The 21,639-nt window shown below is 41.6% G+C and carries 15 protein-coding genes and 1 pseudogene; 7 read left to right on the top strand and 9 right to left on the bottom strand.

All coding sequences use genetic code 11. The annotated features are described in order from the left end of the window. Positions 1–135 precede the first annotated feature (135 nt). The 7 genes and pseudogenes from QRD02_RS12870 to QRD02_RS12840 form a co-directional block, all read right to left on the bottom strand. Positions 136–498, bottom strand: coding sequence for a four helix bundle protein (locus QRD02_RS12870; protein WP_290255365.1), 363 nt, complete (start codon positions 496–498; stop codon positions 136–138). A 115-nt stretch (positions 499–613) separates the two neighbouring features. Continuing rightward, a complete protein-coding gene (locus tag QRD02_RS12865; protein ID WP_290255364.1) occupies positions 614–1,453 on the bottom strand; it encodes an ABC transporter permease in 840 nt (279 codons plus the stop codon). A 215-nt stretch (positions 1,454–1,668) separates the two neighbouring features. Continuing rightward, positions 1,669–1,983, bottom strand: a pseudogene (locus QRD02_RS12860) (transcriptional regulator); the annotation flags it as partial. A 565-nt stretch (positions 1,984–2,548) separates the two neighbouring features. Further along, positions 2,549–3,808 carry a tail fiber domain-containing protein gene (locus tag QRD02_RS12855; RefSeq protein ID WP_290255363.1) on the bottom strand — a complete coding sequence of 420 codons (1,260 nt, stop codon included), beginning with the start codon at positions 3,806–3,808 and terminating at the stop codon, positions 2,549–2,551. Positions 3,809–4,224: 416 nt separating this feature from the next. After that, the gene (locus QRD02_RS12850; protein ID WP_290255362.1) at positions 4,225–5,199 is read right to left on the bottom strand and encodes an SDR family oxidoreductase; all 975 of its coding nucleotides are present in this window, start codon (positions 5,197–5,199) and stop codon (positions 4,225–4,227) included. A gap of 131 nt (positions 5,200–5,330) precedes the next feature. After that, entirely contained in the window at positions 5,331–6,617 is a 1,287-nt protein-coding gene (locus tag QRD02_RS12845) for a nucleotide sugar dehydrogenase (protein WP_290255361.1), read from the bottom strand. Positions 6,618–7,073: 456 nt separating this feature from the next. Further along, positions 7,074–7,436: an endonuclease domain-containing protein gene (locus QRD02_RS12840; RefSeq protein WP_290255360.1), complete on the bottom strand. Its 363-nt coding sequence runs from the start codon at positions 7,434–7,436 to the stop codon at positions 7,074–7,076. An 80-nt stretch (positions 7,437–7,516) separates the two neighbouring features. On the opposite strand from QRD02_RS12840, the gene QRD02_RS12835 reads away from it, so the two are divergent. Next, entirely contained in the window at positions 7,517–7,738 is a 222-nt protein-coding gene (locus tag QRD02_RS12835; protein ID WP_290255359.1) for a hypothetical protein, read from the top strand. A 916-nt stretch (positions 7,739–8,654) separates the two neighbouring features. On the opposite strand, the gene QRD02_RS12830 is transcribed toward QRD02_RS12835, so the two are convergent. Beyond that, positions 8,655–11,123 carry a GumC family protein gene (locus tag QRD02_RS12830; protein ID WP_290255358.1) on the bottom strand — a complete coding sequence of 823 codons (2,469 nt, stop codon included), beginning with the start codon at positions 11,121–11,123 and terminating at the stop codon, positions 8,655–8,657. A gap of 6 nt (positions 11,124–11,129) precedes the next feature. Beyond that, positions 11,130–11,924 (bottom strand): polysaccharide biosynthesis/export family protein, encoded by a 795-nt coding sequence (locus tag QRD02_RS12825; protein ID WP_290255357.1) that lies wholly within the window; start codon positions 11,922–11,924, stop codon positions 11,130–11,132. Between the two features lie 203 nt (positions 11,925–12,127). On the opposite strand from QRD02_RS12825, the gene QRD02_RS12820 reads away from it, so the two are divergent. From QRD02_RS12820 to QRD02_RS12795, 6 genes are all read left to right on the top strand, one after another. Then, on the top strand, positions 12,128–13,996 hold the full coding sequence (locus QRD02_RS12820) for an ABC-F family ATP-binding cassette domain-containing protein (protein ID WP_290255356.1): 1,869 nt from the start codon (positions 12,128–12,130) through the stop codon (positions 13,994–13,996). A 101-nt stretch (positions 13,997–14,097) separates the two neighbouring features. Continuing rightward, entirely contained in the window at positions 14,098–14,871 is a 774-nt protein-coding gene (locus QRD02_RS12815; RefSeq protein WP_290255355.1) for an O-methyltransferase, read from the top strand. 157 nt (positions 14,872–15,028) lie between these two features. Then, entirely contained in the window at positions 15,029–15,724 is a 696-nt protein-coding gene (locus QRD02_RS12810; RefSeq protein ID WP_290255354.1) for an ABC transporter ATP-binding protein, read from the top strand. Between the two features lie 266 nt (positions 15,725–15,990). Beyond that, complete coding sequence (locus QRD02_RS12805; protein ID WP_290255353.1) at positions 15,991–16,539, top strand: peptidase associated/transthyretin-like domain-containing protein; 549 nt, start codon at positions 15,991–15,993, stop codon at positions 16,537–16,539. A gap of 18 nt (positions 16,540–16,557) precedes the next feature. Beyond that, on the top strand, positions 16,558–17,064 hold the full coding sequence (locus QRD02_RS12800) for a phage tail protein (protein ID WP_290255352.1): 507 nt from the start codon (positions 16,558–16,560) through the stop codon (positions 17,062–17,064). 58 nt (positions 17,065–17,122) lie between these two features. Continuing rightward, positions 17,123–21,639: HYR domain-containing protein (locus tag QRD02_RS12795; protein WP_290255351.1), on the top strand; the 4,517-nt coding region annotated here is incomplete at its 3' end.

The raw sequence follows: 21,639 nt of genomic DNA, 5'->3' as shown, positions 1-21,639 counted from the left end.
ATTCGTGAATCGTGAATCGTTATTCGTGAATCGTTATTCGTGAATCGTGAATCGTGAATCGTTATTCGTTATTCGTGAATCCAGAATTGTTATTCGTTATTCGTGATTCGTTAGTTAGTATTGACATTTCACTATTCATGATTTATCTTTTATGTAATTTCTAAAACCTAATAGCAATTTCTTCACATTTGTAATTATAGTCACTATTTCGATATCTTCGGCAATATATTTTAACCTTATTGCAATAAGATACTGAGTTTCCAGTTCTGCCGCAGATCCCATCGCAATTGAAATAAATTGTAATAATTCTTTATTGCTCTTTCGTGCTGTTCCTTCTGCTATATTCGACGGTATAGAAACAGCTGCTCGTTGCATTTGTGAAACTAAACCATAGCGTTCTTCTTTGGGAAACTTAGCTGTGAGTGTATAAACAACTTCAACTAAATCCATACTCTTTTTCCAAACGTCCAGTTCCTTATGATCCATTTTTTTATTCATTATTCGCGAGACGTGATTCGTTAGGCGTGAAGTTAGTATTAACGATTCACTACTCTCTTTTAATTATTTACGACTCACAATTTACGATTCACGACTCACTATTCACGACTCACGATCATGCGCTCATCCGCTCCACTAAAATAGGAATCGAAATCCTATAGAACAACAAAGCAATAAAAAACAAAGGGATGCAACAAGCTATTACGATTAAAAAATAGGTGAGATACGTTGGGGGAAAGCCTACGGCTAAATCTCTTGCTGTTAGGATAATTGGCGTAAATGGGTTTAATTCCATTATTGTCTTCATTATTCCTGATTTTGGGATGGCATATACCACTGGGGTAACGTACATCAAAAATTGCAAGCCGAAGGAAATCATTCTACCAATATCCTTATAGAGCAATCCTAATGGGGTTATAAACAATCCTAAGGTAGTGCCAAAAAGAACCCCGCCTAATATTGATATGGGAAATAGCAGGAGGCTCCAATGGAATCCCACGCCATAAAAGAACACGAATATTAATAGCAAGACCACCTTAATGGAACTGTTGAACAAAAGTTTATAGATCCCCGAGACAACCAATGCTTCTTTTGGAAAGTTGATTTTTGATAGAATGGATTTCGCACTGTTGGTGCTTGCCATTGGCGAATTGATGGATTCTGTGATAATAGACCAAAGCAAAGTACCCGAAAAAGCATAAACAGGATAGGGAATGCCGGTATCTGTAATGCGAACGGTCCCGGAATTATTGAGAAAAATCCATACAAAAGCAGTAGCAAGGGGAGTGATAAAGGCCCAAATAATCCCGAGATAACTTTGGCGGTATTGGGCTTGAATATCGCGCTTGGCCAATTGGAATGAGAGAAAACGAGATCGGGCTATGTCGGCCAAACTCTCTTTCAACAACTTACCTATGCGCAGATTGCCTTCCTTTTGGTAGACTTTGGTTTCCAATTCCATTGGGGTTTGGGGATCTTTTTTGATGGTTGCTAAGATAGGAAAATTGATGTTACTGATATCAGTGTCGGTTTTCGGCTCTCAATTGTCTGTTTGAGATTGTCACAATCCTGTCTACAGATTATCTTCATTAATTACTAATTCCTAAACAATAAAAAATAAAAAACCCCAGCATACGTGCTCGGGTTGTTTCTTAAATATATACTTGGCAATTATTTATCTAAAAGCTTTTCTAGGTAAGTAATCTTTTCCTGTTCAGCTCTAAGCAATCGCTCGTAGAGTTTTTTGTTTTCTTCGACAGCTTCTATAAATTTTTCAAGTGGATTAAATATGCAATTATTATTATAAACTTGACCCGTACCATTATTATAAATATTACTAAAGTAATTAAATACAGCTTCCTCGGAAAAATTTTCAATGCTCTCTTTAGTAACACGTAATGCTTGGACTATTTTGTCCAAGATTTCAGTATTTAAAGTCTCACATTGTTCAATTTGTGAAATACTCTGTGGGCTAAGGCCCATTGCCTCGGCAAGTGTTTCCTATTTCATCCCACCCGATTCGCAATTGGACAATTATTCTTTGGAAAAACTATTGCTGGAAGAGTAATCAATATTTATAGAATTCTTTTTGTACTGTGTTGTCAAAAGAGAGAAAAAGATTCAGTATTATAAAAATTCAGTGAATTAAGCGATATGGTCTACGGCCTCTAGCCGAAAGTTTTTAAAAAGTGTCCTAGAGCATAGTTCGACACTCGGTGGTGCTAGGTTAAGTTTGTCCCAATGTATATTTCAGGTCGCCCTAATGTATGGTTCAAGGGGGTTGAATGCTACCTTAAAGCTACATTCATGCTATGTTAATGGTACCTTTCCTCTAGTATACGCCTAGTATTAAGCTACCTTTTTTGAATTGGATCGTCAGTTTGGGTGAATTAGAAGGGCAGCGGAAGCGGATTCAAATTTATATTCAGACCGCTTGTATTTTTTCCACTAAACTTAAAAACACTAAACTGATAGATCGATGAAAATGAAAAAAACATTCAAGACTGGGTCTGCCAAGAGCTTTTTAAATAAAAGATTGGGTAAAATGTTTTTAATTCTTTGCTTTTAAAATTTTAACCTCTTCCTCCAAGACTTTAATCTGTACTTGCTGTTCTTGCATTGCTTGAATTAAAATTGGAATTAGCCCATTATAATTAACAGCTTTTAAGTCAATGGCTCCTAAATCCTTTAAAATTGTTTCCTTTGTAGATACTAGTTCCGGTAAAATAAGTTCTACTTCCTGTGCAATCAAACCAAATTCCTTTTCAGCCTTTCCCTTGTGTTCCATTGTTCCCTTCGCTGAAATAAAATTTGTAGTTTTACTATTATCAATTTCTATCAACTTTTCATATTTTTGAGGGTTGAGTTTCATAATAATATCCAAGCTGTTATCTATATTTTGAAAATTCTGCTTTACTCGTCGGTCTGAGTAAGTGTAGACATCTCTAAAATAAAGATCTCGAGTAAAAACATCACCCTCAAAATATCCAGCCCATCCCGCATTAACATTTGTTGTGACGCCATATACACCAGAATAACCAATTCCCATTAATCCTATTCCTCCTGCGTTATTTGGATTAAAAAATTCTCCAGCCGACCAAGTAGAATTGGTTGCAGTGATCTGCGAAAATATTGCAGGTCTATCATTTTCAGCGATACTTACATTAAGTCTTGCAAGAGGATTCACTGTACCCACACCAACATCACCATTAGCAATAATTCTAGCTCTTTCTGTACCATTCGTAGAAAATCCTAGTGTATTGGCCGAAATTCTAAACATACCCATATTCTGCGCATTAGCGCCATTCCAAGAATAGGTTGGTAATGCAGCATCTCCATTATTCATCGCTCTCAATCTTCCTCTATTCACGGAAGGGCCACCAGATATTTCAAAAGCGTTTGTATTAGCTGTTTTAAAACGCAAGGGCTGATTATCGGTCGTACCAATGAAATTTGTTCCAGTAGTTCCAGCATTCCCCGTCCTCCCCCAGGAATCCGTACCATTTCCATCACCTACTGGCACCCAAGAATTTACGCCATTCCAATAAACCAAACCTGGCCCTGTTGAAGTATTGGTGTTATATACTATCATCCCTTCCGTACCACTAGTTAAGGGTAAAAGATTATTTAAATTAGTTATATCTATCCGAGGTAATAACACCCCTTTATCGTTACTGGTTATATCTAGAATGGAACCTATGTCTGGGTTAGTAGTGCCAATGCCAACCTGCCCGAAAACATTATAAGAAAAGAATAAAAAAAGGCTGCAAATAAGGAATGCAAATTGTTGAGGAGCGTACGGTCTTTTCATAAAAAAGTGTTTTTAAGATAAACAAAATTGTTATGATAAGGGGCGTAACAATGATAGGATACGTTTGCAGAAAATGCAAATTTTGTAGGGTATACTTAAGGCGTAGAGCGCTTTGTTGCGAAATGTTCAAATTATCCGTTAAGATGATTTCAAATTTCGACTAAAGGATTTTTTGTGTAGGAAACCACTTAATTGACAACGTCTTGAAACTCGGTCAATTAAAACTTTAACATTTGCATTTCCTCAATATGAAGAAAATTTCTTCTGAAAAGCGTTTTTGTAGTAGGAGTTTTGCTTAGGGTTTTTGGTTTTTAGTTATGGTGTATATGAAATGGAAAACCTAATTCATTTTTTGACTCATTACCTGTTAATCAGTATTCATTATTCACGCATAACCCATAACTCATAACCCATAACTAAAACCGCTCCCAAGTATTCCGTAGCCCTTCCGTCAATGAAAAACGGGGATCATAGCCTAGCAATTTTTTCGCTTTATCAATATCTGCCAGCGAATCGCGTACATCACCCATGCGGGGCGGGCCATAAACTGCCTTAATATTTTTTCCGGCAATGGCCTGAAGTTCATTCCACAAAGCATTCAGACTGATTCGTTCCCCATAGGCAACATTGAAAACTTGGTTGACCGCCATATCTTCTGCAAAGAATGCGCGTATATTGGCCTGCACTGCGTTTGCCACAAAAGTGAAATCCCGGGTCTGCTCGCCATCACCGTTAATCGTTGGCGCAATATCATCTTTTAGCGCCTGCATAAACAGTGGAATTACGGCGGCATAAGCGCCGGTGGGACTCTGGTTAGGACCAAAAACATTGAAATACCGCAAACCGATAGTGGAGGTGCCGTATGTTTTGAAGAAAACATCCGCATATAATTCATTTACCAACTTGGTAACCGCGTAGGGCGAAAGAGGTTTGCCAATGGTTTCCTCCACTTTTGGCAGATTTTGGCTATCGCCATAGGTAGAGCTGGAGGCCGCATAAACCATTCTTTTTACGGTTTTGCTTTCCTTTTGGGCAACCAGCATATTTAAAAAACCGGTTACGTTCACCTCATTGGACGTAAGGGGATCATTGATGGAGCGCGGCACCGAGCCTAACGCTGCCTGATGAGAAACATAATCCATTCCCTCCATTGCCCTCTTGCAGGATTCCAGATTACGGATGTCGCCTTCCATAAATTCAAAACCGGGATTGTTGTGAAAGGGTGCAAGATTTTTTTCGAAACCTGTGGCCAAATTATCAAACACCCGCACCTTTTGCGCATTGTGCGCCAAAAGATACTCCGCAAGATTGGACCCAATAAATCCGGCCCCGCCAGTGATAAGGAATGATTTTGTGGAAAGGTCAGCGGTATGATATTTTGGATTTTTCACAGTAATAGGTATTCGTTATTCTATTAATTTGGGATTTTTTGATTGGTTGATATGGGATCTATTGGATTTTCAACATTATATAATTCACATTTTATATCTTGAAACCTCAAACCCAAATCTGAAACCTATCACTACAAACAACCATCCACAAGGTTTTTTGGAAAGAAGGATTTCACGTCAAAAACCACCGAGGGGGAAGCTTTATGGTCTTCCAGCGGAAAGTCCGTAAATTGCTTATGGCCTACTGCCAGGATAATGGCTTCATAATTCTGTTTCAGTTGCGATTCCTCGCTTAATAATCGTAATCCAAATTCATTTGAAACCTCATCAACCCTTGCCCACGGATCATAAACGTCAATATTAAGGTTGTATTTCCGCAATTCCTCGATTACATCTATTACCTTACTATTGCGAATATCGGGACAATTCTCCTTAAAGGTAATGCCTAGAACAAGCACATGCCCACTCTTTACCTTGCATTCCTTTTGGATCATTAATTTCACTACTTCTTGGGCAACATAATTGCCCATGCCGTCATTCATACGGCGGCCCGCTAAAATAATTTCCGGATTATATCCTTCTTCCTGTGCTTTTTGTGCCAAATAATAGGGATCTACCCCAATGCAATGTCCGCCGACAAGGCCTGGGGTGAACTTCAGAAAATTCCATTTGGTGCCGGCAGCTTCCAATACGTCCTTGGTGTCAATCTCCAAAAGCCTGAAGATTTTTGAAAGTTCATTTACAAAGGCAATATTAATATCGCGCTGAGAATTTTCAATAACCTTGGCCGCTTCAGCCACTTTTATGGAAGGTGCCAAATGGGTTCCCGCTGTTATGATTGAGGCGTAAAGACTGTCAATATATTTGGCAACTTCGGGTGTGGAACCGGAAGTAACCTTCAAAATTTTGGTAACGGTATGTTGCTTATCGCCGGGATTGATCCGTTCGGGCGAGTAACCCGCAAAAAAGTTTTTATTGAAAATAAGACTTGAATTTTCTTCCAAAATAGGCACACATATATCTTCGGTAACGCCGGGATATACAGTGGACTCATAAATCACGATATCACCCTCCTTCAAATATTTCCCAACGGTTTCACTGGCCTTTTGAAGCGGGATTAAAACTGGTTGATTGTACTGATTGGTTGGGGTAGGAACGGTTACGATAAAAACAGTCGCACTTTCTATATTCTCGGGTTCGGCAGTCAGGCTAAGGCCAGAGGTATCGGTTTGTGACAGAGCTTTTTTCAGTTCTTCCGTGGAAAGTTCCAACGTATGGTCCACGCCTCGCCCTAATTCCTCAATTCGTTTTGAATTGATATCGAAACCGATTACTTTATATTTTTCAGCAAAAGCGGCAGCCAGTGGAAGACCAACATAGCCAAGACCGATAATAGCGATTGTGGGATTGTGTTTCATTACTTCTAAATAGATTGGGGTGGCAAAATTACGGGATTAAATGGGATTATTTTGAGATATATTAAAAAACATCCCTCCCGGCCTCCCTTCTAAGGGAGGAGATCGGTTCTTAGGTTCAATTGGCGATAAAGCAAAAAAGTCCCCCTTTCGAAGGGGGATTTAGGGGGATGTTTTTACCGAACAGCGCAACTTAGCAGAAGAACATCCCTCCCGGCCTCTCATCTAAGGGAGGAGATCGGTTCTTAGGTTCAATTGGCGATAAAGCAAAAAGTCCCCCTTCGAAGGGGGATTTAGGGGGATGTTTTTACTGAACAGCTCAAAATAGCAGAAGAACATCCCTCCCGGCCTCCCTTCTAAAGGAGGAGATCTTTTCTAAGAATAAAATGGCGAAACCGGTAAAGTCCCCCTTCGAAGGGGGATTGAGGGGGATGTTTTTCAGTTTTGGAGTGAATCTTTTTAAGTAGCCTCTTTTATATAACTTTCAACGATGACTATAACACCTTTTAAATTATTAAATACCTCTTCGTTGGAAAAACGCAAAAAATGAACTCCATATCTTTCCATTTTACCTTGTCGTTCGGCATCCTCAAGAAAATTAGGCTCGTGGATACTTCCGTCTATTTCAATTGCCAAACCTATTTCGTGACAATAAAAATCAACTATATAATTGAATATTGGAACTTGTCGATGAAACTCTACCCCCAGCGACTTCTTCCTAATTACATCCCATAAAAGTTTTTCGGAAGGAGTCATCTTCTTCCGTAATTCACGAGCTAAAGATTTCAAGTGCTTGTTATATGGAATTATTTTGTTAGCCATAGATTAAAGATAATGCAAAAATCCAATTGTGACCGGCTATCAAAAATTAGGGTTTTGAGAAGCCAGGTTACAGCAAAAAAATGTCCTCCTTCGAATTGGGATTTAGAGGGATATTTTTACCGAACAGCTCGACCTATCAGAAGAACATCCCTCCCGACCTACCTTCTAAGGGAGGGGTTTGGTTCTTAAAAATAACTAAGTTGCTAAAAAAGGAAGTCCCCCTTCGAAGGGGGATTGAGGGGGATGATTTTACTGAACAGCTCAAAATAGCAGGAGAATATCCCTCCCTGCCTCCCTTCTAAGGGAGGGGTTTCAAAATAGCAGAAGAACATCCCTCCCGGCCTCCCTTCGAAGGGAGGAGTTTGGTTCTTTGGATCAATGGGCGACTGAGGAAAAGTCCCCCTTCGAAGGGGGATTTAGGGGGATGTTTTTACTGAACAGCTCGACCTATCAGAAGAACATCCCTCCCGGCCTCCCTTCTAAGGGAGGAGTCTGGTTCTTATTATCAATTGGCGATAAAGCAAAAAGTCCCCCTTCGAAGGGGGATTTAGGGGGATGTTTTTACTGAACAGATCAACCTAGCAAAAGAACATCCCTCCCGGCCTCCCTTCTAAGGGAGGAGATCGGTTCTTAGGTTCAATTGGCGATAAAGAAAAAAGTCCCCCTTCGAAGGGGGATTTAGGGGGATGTTTTTACTGAACAGCTCAACTTAGCAGAAGAACATCCCTCCCGGCCTCCCTTCTAAGGGAGGTGTCCGTTTCTTAGAATCAATTGTCGGCAAAAGGAAAAAAGTCCCACTTCGAAGGGGGATTTAGGGGGATGTTTTTACTGAACAGCTCAAAATAGCAGAAGAACATCCCTCCCGGCCTCCCTTCTAAGGGAGGAGATCGGTTCTTAGGTTCAATTGGCGATAAAGCAAAAAGTCCCCCTTCGAAGGGGGATTGAGGGGGATGTTTTTACTGAACAGCTCGACTTAACAGAAGAACATCCCTCCCTGCCTCCCTTCTAAGGGAGGGGTTTGGTTCTTAGAAATAACTAAGTTGCAAAAAAAGGAAGTCCCCCTTCGAAGGGGGATTTAGGGGGATGTTTTAACCGAACAGCTCAACATAACAGAAGAACATCCCTTTCGGCCTCCCTTCTAAGGGAGGGGTTTGGTTCTTAGAAATAACTAAGTTGCAAAAAAAGGAAGTCCCCCTTCGAAGGGGGATTTAGGGGATGTTACTTCCTTTTAAAATTTTTCTTCAACCTATCAAGTAAGGTGGGCGGTTTTATGTTTTCGTGGTAGCCATTACCGTAGTTGCCATAGGAGCCATAGCCGTATCCATAACCGTAGCCGTAGCCATAGCCGTAACCACTCCCACTCTTTTCTACATATCCGTTCAAAACAAGGCTTATATGCTTCACTTCGCCAGTTTTGTATTTTTCATTTACGAAAGTGAACATATTTTTATGGGTATAATTGAAGCGAGCTAGATATAGTGTGGCATCTACGTGCTTCATCAATTCCAAGGAATCCGACACCAAACCTAGCGGCGGGGAGTCGAGAATGATATAATCATAACGCTCCTTTAGGGCATCAATCAGTTCATCCAACTTTTCGCTTATCAACAATTCAGAAGGGTTCGGGGGAATGGGCCCGGATGGAATTACATCAAGGTTTGCGATCTCAGTTTTTTGGATTATAGTATCAATATCGGCCGCCTCTATAAGAAAATTGACCACCCCAATATCATTATTAATATTGAAATCGCCGAAAATTTTAGGTTTTCTAAGGTCTAACCCAACCAATACCGTTCTCTTTTCGCTCAATGCGAATACCGAAGCGAGGTTGATAGAGCAAAATGTTTTTCCCTCCCCGCTTACTGAACTGGTGACCAACACGGTTTTGGCGCCTTTTATTCCCTGCTTTTTATAAATGAACTGTAAACTGGAACGCAGCGCCCTAAAAGCTTCGGCAATAGGTGACTTTGGCTTTGTAAGGACCACCAGATTGCTATCGATGGGGCTCTTACCAATTATTCCCAACAAAGGAATGGACGTAATCCTTTCCAAATCCTTAACATTGCTAATTTTGGTATCAAAAAACACCCGAAGGAAAACTACAATCAACGGTATAAACAATCCCAAAAGACCCGCCATCATATAGTTTAGCTGGGTATTCGGGCCAATCTGGCCACCGCCCGTATCCTTCGCGGGATCAATAATTAATACGTCACTCACGTTTGCTGCCTTTACCAAACCTGCCTCACTTCTCTTAGCCAGAAAAAGATTGTAAGTGCCCTGGCTCAAATTGTAGCGTCGTTCAATATTCAATAGGTCCTGTTGTTCCTTCGGAAGTTTTCGTATTTCGCCTTCATAGCGGCCAATATCGCGATTTATGGAACTGAGTTCCTGCCCTTTTAAGCTTTTGGAGGAGCGAATGTTCTCGAGCAATACGGTTTTTACGGCGTTAATCTGTCTATCAATATCGTTAAAAATGGGCGCATCTTCTTTATAGGAATATTGAAATTTGTTCCGTTCCTCGGCAAGGGCAACAATTTTTCCAACCCCGCTCACAATGCTGGCCTCGGAAATACCCGCAACTGAGGGTGCAGGAACGTCCTTATAATCGGATCGGTTTGTAAGGTAATCCTGCAGTGTATTGTAGTAATTTAGTTCGCGGTTTACGGCTTCCTTCCGTAAATCCAGTTCGTTTAGCTTTGCATTTATTTCCGAACCTTCACTTGCCAGGTCGAAAATGGCGTTCTTGTTCTTGAATTGGTTCAGCTCATCCTCAACCGTAGAAAGCTCAGCGGATTTTATAGCGAGGCTGCTGTCAATAAACTTAATGGTTTTGGTGGCGAAAAGGTTTTTTCGCTCCAGCATGTCTTCGCTTAAAACTTCCACCGAAGTGTTCAAATAATCAACGAGTCCAGCCTTGTTGTTGCCGGTAAGGCGCATTCTGAGCACTGACGAACCTTTGCTTTCGGGTTCCACACGAATGTTTAGATACCTCTTAACAACCCCATCATAATTTCTGAAGACAAAATAATATGGCGTTCCCGGCCTGGAAATCACTTCCCTATTTGGAACTAAGATGCCGCTAAAAAATGGAAGGCTAATGTGCTGTCCAATTTTATAATCCTGGGAGAATTGGCCCGCATCCACAAATTTGCTGGTGCGCTCCTTTGTTGCGTAATTTTGGAATTGGACATTGCCGGCTTCTTCAAAAGCAGCACTCAAATTGAAATTCACTGAGTCTTTAAAAACTACTTTTATTTGCCGGTTTAGCATTTGCGGTTTCGTAGTGTCCACGTCCACATAGAATGGCGTTTGCTTATAAGCATCCACTTGTTGGTATTCGCCATCGCGCAAATAGTCCAAATAATATTGCAGGCGTTCCACTACCTTTTCATTGTGGGAGCGGGATTGGAGCGTTATAACTGCGGTATTCACTTTATCGGTTGTACCGCCCCAATTGAAGGTAAGGCTAGTGTTGCTAGTGAAAAATGGGTTTTGGTCGTCCTTGATGGACACCAAATTCTGCATTTGATAAATGGGCAATTTGCGAACGTTGATATAATAGGCCACTGAAAACGCGATGGCCAACGAAATAAGAAAAAAAGGCCAGTGGTGAAAAAGCCTAAATAGAAATCCCTTAAAGTCGAAAGTGGTGTGGGTTTCGTTAATCTCGAATTCCTCGCTCATATTGTTTTATAATCGGGTGAACAATAAAATGGTGGTAACCAAAGCCGTGGCAACCGTAACAATGGTAGTAAAGGACTGGAGTCCGGTGGTCCCTGTGCCCAATGATTTTTGTGGCAGGGGATTGATTAGAATCAGGTCGTTCGGTTTAATGTAATAATATGGGGAATTCATGGCCTCAAGTTTTGTTAGGTCAATATGATGTACTTTTTGCCCAGCCGGATATTGCCGGATGATAACCACATCACTTCGGTCGCCGGTTAGTTCTATATCGCCACTATTGGCAATGGCTTCCATAATGCTCACTTGGTCGCGGTATATTATTTTTGATCCCGGACTACCGATTTCGCCATTGATGGTATAGCGAATTCCGGCCAATTTTACGGTGACAAAAACGTTGGCTTCCGCCTTAAAATAATCGCGCAATAAAATTTCCTCCAGCCGTTCCCGCACTTCCTCTACCGTATAACCAAGTACATTCAATTCTCCCAAACTGGGTATGCGAATGTTGCCATGGTCGTCCACTACAAATCCATCGTAATACAACCTTTCCTCGCCCGTGGCATTGGGGTTTGCATCACTAATGGGATTGAAGATTCCCACTGTTTCCTGATCCAAAGCCTTTACGCGTATGCTCAAAAGATCGTTAATTTGAAGTCGGTACGGTTCCTGCCGTTTTCTTAAAATCGCCAAAGTATCGGTGTTGCCAGTGTTTTCCTGTAAATAGGTGAGCTGTTTTGTGGTTACGCATGAAGTGGCGCAAATTATAACAATCAAAAACAACAAAAGGTACTTCAATTTCATAAAGGGCAGGGTTGCTAATGGACAAATATAAAGTAACGCAGTTAATAATGAAATTATTTTTAGCTAGAGGCGAAGGAGGTTTGATTTATGATTTACGATATACGATTTATGGTTTATGATGACTCACGATTAAAGCCTCACGTTTCCCAAATTAAAAATTCCCTATTCCCCAATTTCATTTACTTTTGCCCAAAATTAAAATTGTGAATTACCTTTCAGTAGAAAATATCTCCAAGTCCTTCGGGATGCGCGTTTTGTTTGAAAATATTTCCTTCGGAATAAACGAGGGACAAAAAATAGGTTTCGTTGCCAAAAATGGAACCGGAAAAACATCTCTTCTAAATATAATTGCCGGAAATGACAAGGCCGATACAGGCAATGTTGTTTTCAGAAAAGGCTTGAAAATCGCCTACCTGCCGCAGGAACCAGATTTGAATCCGGCGCTTACGGTGGAACAAACCATTTTTTCGTCAGACAATCCCATTCTCAAAATCATTGAAAATTACGAACACGCCATTGAAAATCCAGACGACTCCGAAGCGTTTCAAAAAGCCTTTGACGCAATGGAAGCCCACCACGCCTGGGATTTTGAAACCCGTTACAAACAGATTCTTTTCAAATTGAAAATGGAAGATCTGCACGCAAAAGTCTCTACCCTAAGCGGAGGGCAGAAAAAACGTCTCGCCTTGGCAAATGCATTGCTTACCACACCGGATTTGTTGATAATGGATGAGCCAACCAACCACTTGGATCTTGAAATGATTGAATGGCTGGAAAACTTATTTGCAAAGGAAAATTTTACGCTATTTATGGTTACGCACGACCGTTACTTTTTGGAACGTGTGTGTAATGAAATTGTTGAATTGGACGAAGGAACACTGTACAGTTACAAAGGAAATTACAGTTATTACTTAGAAAAACGCGATGCGCGAATAGAAAATGAAGCTACCGAAACAGGAAAGGCGAAGCAACTTTTCAAAAAGGAATTGGAATGGATGCGCCGCCAGCCCAAAGCCCGAACCACAAAAAGCAAAAGCCGGATTGACGATTTCCACGAAATAAAAGACCGCGCAAGCAAACGCCGAAACGACCATCAAGTGCAGTTGGAGCTGAATATGGAACGAATGGGCACAAAAGTGGTGGAATTTCACAAAGTTTCGAAATCATTTGGCGACAAAAAAATGCTCGATGCTTTTGAATACAATTTCAATCGCGGCGAGCGTATTGGTATAATCGGTAAAAACGGTACGGGCAAATCCACATTTTTGAACATTTTAACTGGGGCACTAAAACCCGATTCCGGAAAAGTGATTGTGGGTGAAACGGTGCAATTTGGCTACTACACCCAAGCTGGAATAAATATAAAAGAAGGCCAAAAAGTGATTGATGTAATCCGCGAATACGGCGATTATATTCCATTGAAAAAAGGGCGACAGATCTCAGCATCGCAACTTTTGGAACGCTTTCTTTTCGACCCAAAAAAGCAATATGATTTTGTTGAAAAATTGAGCGGGGGCGAACGCAAACGCCTATATTTATGTACCGTCTTAATCAAAAACCCCAACTTTTTAATACTCGATGAACCTACCAACGATCTTGATATTGTAACGCTGAACGTGTTGGAAAGTTTTCTTTTGGACTTTCCGGGTTGTTTGCTCGTAGTTTCCCACGACCGGTATTTTATGGACAAAATTGTGGACCATCTTTTTGTTTTCAGAGGCAATGCGGAAGTGGAGGATTTCCCAGGCAATTATTCAGATTTTAGAGCTTACGAAGACAGCAATATTCAAGAAAAACGGGAAGCCAGCGAAGCTACACCAAAGGTAAAAAATGATTGGAAGCAAGACAAAAGCTCGGCAACTTTGAATTATAACGAACAAAAGGAATACAACAAATTGGAAAGGGAGATAGCAAATCTTGAAAAAAGCCGCGAGGAACTTCAAAATAAATTCGCCACGGAAAATTGGGACGGTGATGAAATTGATAAACAATCCATAAAATTGCAGGAAATTATGGATCAAATTCAGGCAAAGGAAGAACGCTGGTTTGAACTTTCCGCGAAAATGGAATAAAAGCTTTACGCTTTAAGCAATAGGCTTTACGCAATAGGCTTTAAGCAAAACATTTTGGAAACTTGTATTTTAGCCAATAGCTTATAGCATACAGCAAAAAAATGATCCACCAATCAAAAAGCTTTATCAAATTCCTTCGCCTTTCCAAAAACAAACATGGAATCCACTCCCCTTTTGTGTATAATTTGGTCACCAAATGTTTCAACGACAAAAAGAAATATCCCGAATATGAAATTCTAAAAAAGCATCGACAGGCCTTGCGAAAAGACATTTCAATGATTGAAATGAAGGATTTCGGGCAAGGCTCCAGAGTTTTTAAGGGCAATCCCAGAAAAGTTTCTGCAGTTATTAAAAATGCCGGAATGAAAAAGAAACGGCAAAAATTGCTGTTCCGCCTGAGTAAATATTTTGAATGCGAAAACATTTTGGAGCTCGGAACTTCGTTGGGTTTGGGAACAGTTGCGCTTTCGATTTCAAATGAATTTGCAGCCATAAATACTGTGGAAGGCTGCCCGAATACGCTTCAAAAAGCGCAGGATTATTTTGAGAAGTTCAACTTTCATAATATTGAAATCCACCAAAAACTCTTTAAGGAATTTATTGAAAGTTCTTCAGACAATTTTGATTTGATATTTATTGACGGCGACCATAACGGCGAACGTACGTTAGGTTATTTCAAATCACTTTTAAAAAATGTGCACAACGATTCCGTAATTATTTTTGACGATATTTATTGGAGCAAGGATATGACGGAAGCTTGGCAGAAAATTATTGCCAATGAAAAAGTAACGGTGAGCATAGATACTTTTCAATGGGGAATGGTTTTTTTCAGAAAAGAACAAACGAAGCAGCATTTTGTCATTCGAGTTGGTTGATGGTTGAACGAAATAATCTATTCGCTCTTCGCCAATTGCTTATCGCTTTTCGCTAATTATCTTTCCCATTAACTTTAAACTTTTAACTTTGAGCTTTCAACTGAATCTGTAACAACCCACGCACCTTTGCGTCTTATTAATGCCTACTGAAAAGCCGATGAGTTTAGTTATAAAAATCCGAAATATTACCCGTGATTTCCCACTTGGGAATGAAATTGTAAAAGTTTTAAAAGGAATTGATCTCGACATTGAGCGCGGCGAATATGTTGCTTTGATGGGGCCTTCGGGGTCGGGAAAATCTACTTTGATGAATCTTTTGGGATGTTTGGACACGCCAACTTCTGGCAGCTATGAACTCAACGGAAAGGACGTAAGCAATATGACGGATGATGAGTTGGCGGAAATCCGAAATAAGGAAATAGGCTTCGTTTTTCAAACTTTCAACCTTCTGCCGCGCACAACCGCACTGGAAAATGTGGCTTTGCCAATGATTTATGCCGGCGCCTCCAAAAGCGATAGAACCGAACGCGCGAAACAAGTATTGGCAGATGTTGGTTTAGCAGACCGCATGGACCACAAACCCAATCAACTCTCCGGCGGCCAAAGACAGCGTGTGGCCGTGGGCAGGGCCCTGGTGAACAAACCTTCCATAATATTGGCTGACGAGCCAACGGGAAATCTGGATTCCAAAACCTCGGACGAAATAATGGCCCTGTTTGATGAAATACACCAAGCGGGAAACACCGTAATTGTAGTTACCCACGAGGAAGAAATTGCAGAGCACGCCCACCGGATTATTAGGCTTCGCGACGGAATTGTGGAAAGCGATACGAAAAAATCAGTTCCTGTTTAAACTTCCATAGATTACTTCAATTTTCTATTTGACGGCGAAAAAACTGCCAAAAACTTCCTTCAAGAATCTTTTTTTTCTACCGCCATCTTACTTCAAATGTCAACATGCTTACAAAAATATACGTAGTACTACGTATAAAATTTTTGTGAAAATCCTCTACCTTAGCCACTTAAATTTTAAGAAATTATAGGTGGATTTACTTGTATTTATTTCACTTAATCGGAATATACTTCCTCTTTAGCTAATTTAAACAAACTATTTAATGTATGAATAAAACTACCTCGCGAAGAATTTTTATGCGTAAGTCGGCCTTGGCAATTTCAGGATTGGCAGTGTTGACTCCTACCCTTTCAAATGCTTTCGTTCCCCAAAATCCTTTTATGGGCTACAATCCTTACGCCGAAAACAAAACGGACTTGCGTTCCGGAATGTTTTCCGAAAATGCAATTGTAGTTAAGGGCACCATTTTCAACGAAGATGGAACCAATACTGAAAGCAATGCCTTGGTTGAAGTTTGGCATCTTTCGCCCAATTCCGAGAAATACCGCCATCGGGCAAAACTAAAAACCGATGAAAACGGAAATTATGAATTCATAACAGATTTCCCCAATCGCGAAACGGGAAAAAGCGCCCGTATTTATTTCAAGGTCTCACGTTCGCACCGAATGAATTTTACGGAATTGGTGCTGAATAGTTCCGGCCCCCAAATAACCGCAGAACATTGGAAACAACATAACAAATTGGGAAGTAAGCTTTTTCCAAAACAGGAGACATTTTTTAACCAAACTACTATACATTTTAACATTTCAATCTAACCCAAAAAAATATCAATTATGGAACCATTTATAGGACAAATTCAAGCTTTCGGATTCAATTTTGCACCACGCGGCTGGGCAAAGTGCGACGGACAAATATTATCCATTGCCCAAAACACTGCCCTTTTTTCATTATTGGGAACCATGTACGGCGGCAATGGCCAGACTACATTCGCCCTTCCCGACCTTCGCGGAAGATTCCCGTTGCATACTGGGCAAGGTCCAGGATTGCCTCCATATATACAGGGTCAAGTAGGAGGAACGGAGAATGTTACCTTGCTTTCATCCAATATGCCGGCCCATACACATCAGCTTTTTGCATCCGATGAAGGAAATTCAGAATCTCCTTCGGGAACTTTTATAGCTGCGAACGGAACCAATGCTTTTGCGAATTCACAAAATTCCATTTTAGCACCTAATTCGGTGGGTGCCGCAGGAGGAAGTCAGCCTTTCCCGATTAAAAATCCCTATTTATGCATCAACTACTGTATTGCGCTTCAAGGGATTTTCCCATCAAGAAACTAAACCTAACCAAAATACCCTCCATTAAGAAATCTCCCCCAGATAACTTAAATAAAAAAGAATGAAAAAAATACTACTGATTTTAACGCTATTTATAAGCTTTTATGCGAATAGCCAAACGGTGCTAACGGCGGGAGATATTGCTTTCGTTGGCTCAAATACCGACGGAGTTACCAATGCGGATGACAATATATCTTTTGTATTGCTAAAGGATATTGATGCAGCTACCACCATCATTTTTACCGATATGGGATGGAATGACACCACAGGATTTTTTGCTGTAGTGGGTGATGGCCAATTCACATGGACATCAGGTATTGCCCGTACTGCAGGTCAAGTTGTGACCTTGGATATGATGCTTTTAATGCCCGCCGCATACAGTATGATTGGCGACCAACTTTTCGCCATACAGGGAACAATTGCATCCCCAATATTTATTGCGGGAATTCAACACAATGACACCCCAACCAGCGATGATGCAAACTGGGATGGCGCTGCCACTACTAATTCCACTTCTGCACTTCCCAATGCCTTGGTTACCGGAGATACTGCAGTTCGCTTAATTCCAGAACAGGACAACTGGCAGTTTAGCTGTGCATTGGCTGGAGGATCTCCCGTTACGGGAACTCCGGCACAAATTCGTGCAATAGTAAATAATAGAGGAAATTGGAACGGCAATAACGATACAGTTTATAACCCCGCATTACCGGCGGGATGTACCTTCACCATTACGACTGGGGGCGACACTACACCTCCGGTTATTGTTTGCGCTCCAACACCGGCACCACTAACTGCTGGAATAAATGGATTGGCGGCAATTCCAGATTTGGTGACTGGCACCACCGCAACCGATGATGTTTCTTCCCCTGCAAACATTACCATAACCCAATCCCCAACCGCTGGAACCATGGTGGGCGTTGGCGTAAATACAGTTACCTTAACCGCAACCGACGAAGCTGGAAACAGTGCAAGTTGTACAATTGATGTTACGGTAAACGAGCCACCCTTTACCTCCTTAGCCCCTGGTGATATTGCCTTTGTAGGGTTCAATTTGGATGGTAATGACTCCTTCGCTTTCATTATTTTAAAGGATATTATTGCAGGAACCAACATAAAACTCACCGATTGTGGAGTTACCAATCCAAATTCTATTACCTGCATAGGCGCGGGCGGTGAGGGCAGTGCCACGTGGTATGCCCCTTCTGCAATGAGCGCAGGTGATATTGTTACCCTCCCCGGAAGTTTTATTAACGGAGCTGTGCTTTCCATTAGTGGCGATCAATTATTTGCGTATCAAGGCACCGCAGCAAATCCTAATTTTATAACGGGCATTCACGCGAATATGGAGCCCACAACCACAGACGCAGATTGGGATGGCGCGAACACCAATAACGCCACTACCGCTTTGCCGGATCAACTTACCAACGGCGTAAATGCCATTAGGGTTTATGCAGCTGGACCTCCACAAACTGAAATTGACAATTGGCAGTTTGACTGTACCCTAGTTCCCGGAGGATTTCCAATTACAGGAACGGCAGTAGAACTTGCCGCTATCATAAATGATATTCAATATTGGGTGAGCAATGATGCAGTGGAATATACACCCGCCGCAAAGCCAGGATGTATTTACACCGTGCTTCCGCCGGATACCACTCCGCCCACAGCAATATGCCAGGATATTACGGTGCAATTGGATGGTACAGGGTCTGTAACCATAGTTGCAACTGATGTTGATGGCGGATCAACCGATAATGTTGGAATTGTTTCTTATGCCATAGATATCGATACATTTGATTGCGGCAATGTGGGCACCCCGGTTTCGGTAACTCTAACCGTTACTGATGCCGCAGGACTTTTCGCAACTTGTTCCGCCATAGTTACGGTGGAAGATAACATAGCGCCAACCGCCATATGCCAAGCCTATACTGCACAACTTGATGCCACTGGAAATGTAACAATAACAGCCGCCAATGTGGATGGAGGTTCCACTGATGCCTGCGGAATACAGTCCTTGAGCGTTTCCCCTTCCACCTTCACCTGTGCTGAAATAGGGTCCAATACTGTTACACTTACAGTAACTGATGTAAATGGAAATGTTTCTACCTGCACCTCTACTGTAACAGTTGAGGATAATTTTGCTCCCAATGCTATTTGTAAAGATACTACCGTATATTTGGATGAAACCGGAAATGCCACTATCACAGCAGCCGATATAAATGATGGCTCAACAGATAATTGTGGAATAGCTACAGTGTCCGTTTCGCCAAGCAGCTTCACATGCGCTGAAATAGGGCCAAATACGGTTACCCTTACTGTAACCGATGTAAATGGAAATGTTTCCACTTGTACTTCTACGGTTACCGTTACGGATAATACAGGCCCTGTATTAAATTGTACTGACTTTACAGTTGCTTTAGATGTGAATGGGGAATTTACAATAGATTATAATATTGCACTGGCCCACATAAGTCCAGTAACTGATAACTGTGCTGTTGATTATAGTGCAGTAATTTTCGGCGGAGGCTCACAAACATTTACCTGTAGTGATGTGGGTACAAACACAAGAATTTTGGGAATAAGAGACGAAAGTGGAAATGATACTTTGTGTACAGTTACAATTACAGTTACAGACCCTCTAGGGACATGCAACCAACCACCTATAGCAGTATGCCAACCAGTAACAGTAACTGCAGACGGAAGTTGCCAAGGAAATGCGGCAGCAATAGATTTTGACGGAGGCTCAACTGATCCTGATGGCGATCCGCTTATTTTCACTATAAATCCAATAGGCCCTTATCCGATTGGAGTTACCAATGTTACTTTAACCGTAAGTGATGGCACACTTACCGATAGTTGTACCACAACTATAACCGTTATTGACAACACCCCACCAATTGCCAATTGTGTGGCTCCGTTCACCATCCAACTAGATGCAAGCGGAAACGCAAGCATTACAGCGGCCGATATTAATAATGGAAGCACGGACAATTGCGGGATAGCGAACACAGCAATAGATATTGATACATTTGATTGTTCCAATATAGGGGCCAATACCGTGACCTTGACCGTAACCGATATAGGCGGAAACACTTCCACCTGTACCACCACTGTTACTGTAGAGGACAGCGTAGCTCCAACGGCAGTTTGCCAAAACATTACTGTGCAACTTGACGCCAATGGTGATGCAACCATTTTCCCTGCTGCCATTGACGGTGGAAGCTCAGACAATTGTGGAATTGCGAGCCTTCAGTTCACCGATCAAGTAACGGCCTTTGCGGAAGTAAATGAAGGGCAGATACTTACTATTTCGCTACCTGTTGGCCGCGTAGTAACTTCGGTGGATTTTGCCAGCTATGGCACTCCGAACGGAAGTAATGGCAACTACACCATTGGCGCTTGCCACGCGGCAACTTCGCAGGCAATTGTGGAAAGCTATGCACTAGGCAATAACAGCTTTTCTGTTCCTGCGGATAACCTTTTGTTTGGCGACCCGTGTAATGGTACTGTTAAAAGGTTATTCGTCACCGTAAGTTCGGCGTTGGAAAACAATAGTTTAACCTTCGGATGCGCCGATGTGGGCATAAATGACGTTACATTATTGGTAACAGATACAAATGGAAATACCGCAACCTGTACCGCAACGGTAACCGTGGAGGACAATATTGCTCCAACAGCGGTTTGCCAAAACATCACCGTACAGCTTGATGCCAACGGTAACGCAACAATAACCGCGGAGGATGTGGACAATGGTTCTTCAGATGCCTGCGGATTAACTTCTACTAGTATTGATGTTTCAACATTTGATTGTTCTAATGTAGGAACCAATAATGTAATCTTAACCGTAATCGATACTAATGGTAACGTTTCATCCTGTACCGCGGTGGTAACGGTAGAGGACAATATTGTTCCAGTTGCAAACTGCGCCGCGCCATTCACCATCCAATTGGATGCAAACGGAAATGCCAGCATAACAGTGGCAGATATTGAGAACGGAAGTACAGATAACTGCGGAATAGCCACCACAACCATTGATATCGACACCTTTGATTGTAGTAATGTTGGGGACAATACAGTTACACTTACGGTAACCGATGTAAACGGAAACGTTTCAACCTGTACTACCATAGTAACTGTTGAAGACAATGTTGCTCCAATTGCCAACTGCGTCGCGCCTTTCACCATCCAATTGGATGCCAACGGCACTGCCTCCATAACCGCAGCCGATATTGATAACGGAAGTACCGATGCGTGCGGAATTGCAAGCGCTACGATTGATATAACCGATTTTGACTGTAGTAATGTAGGTGACAATACGGTGACATTGACAGTAACTGATGTGAACGGGAATGTTTCAACCTGTACAACCATCATAACCGTGGAGGATAATCTCGCCCCAACAATTGTGTGTCCTACAAATATTTCGGCAAACACAGATGCAGGCAACTGTTTCGCTACAGTAAACTATCCAATGCCAATTGCTTTTGACAATTGCGGGATTGACACTGTTGTACAGACCGCGGGACTTCCCTCGGGCAGCCAGTTTCCCGTGGGCGTAAGCACCATTGAGTTTACGGCCAC

This window comes from Aequorivita aurantiaca (genome assembly GCF_030410135.1).
In the GTDB taxonomy this organism is placed as follows: Bacteria; Bacteroidota; Bacteroidia; order Flavobacteriales; family Flavobacteriaceae; genus Aequorivita; species Aequorivita aurantiaca.
Note: the sequence above shows the minus strand (reverse complement) of the source record. Positions and strands in the feature narration are given on the sequence as shown.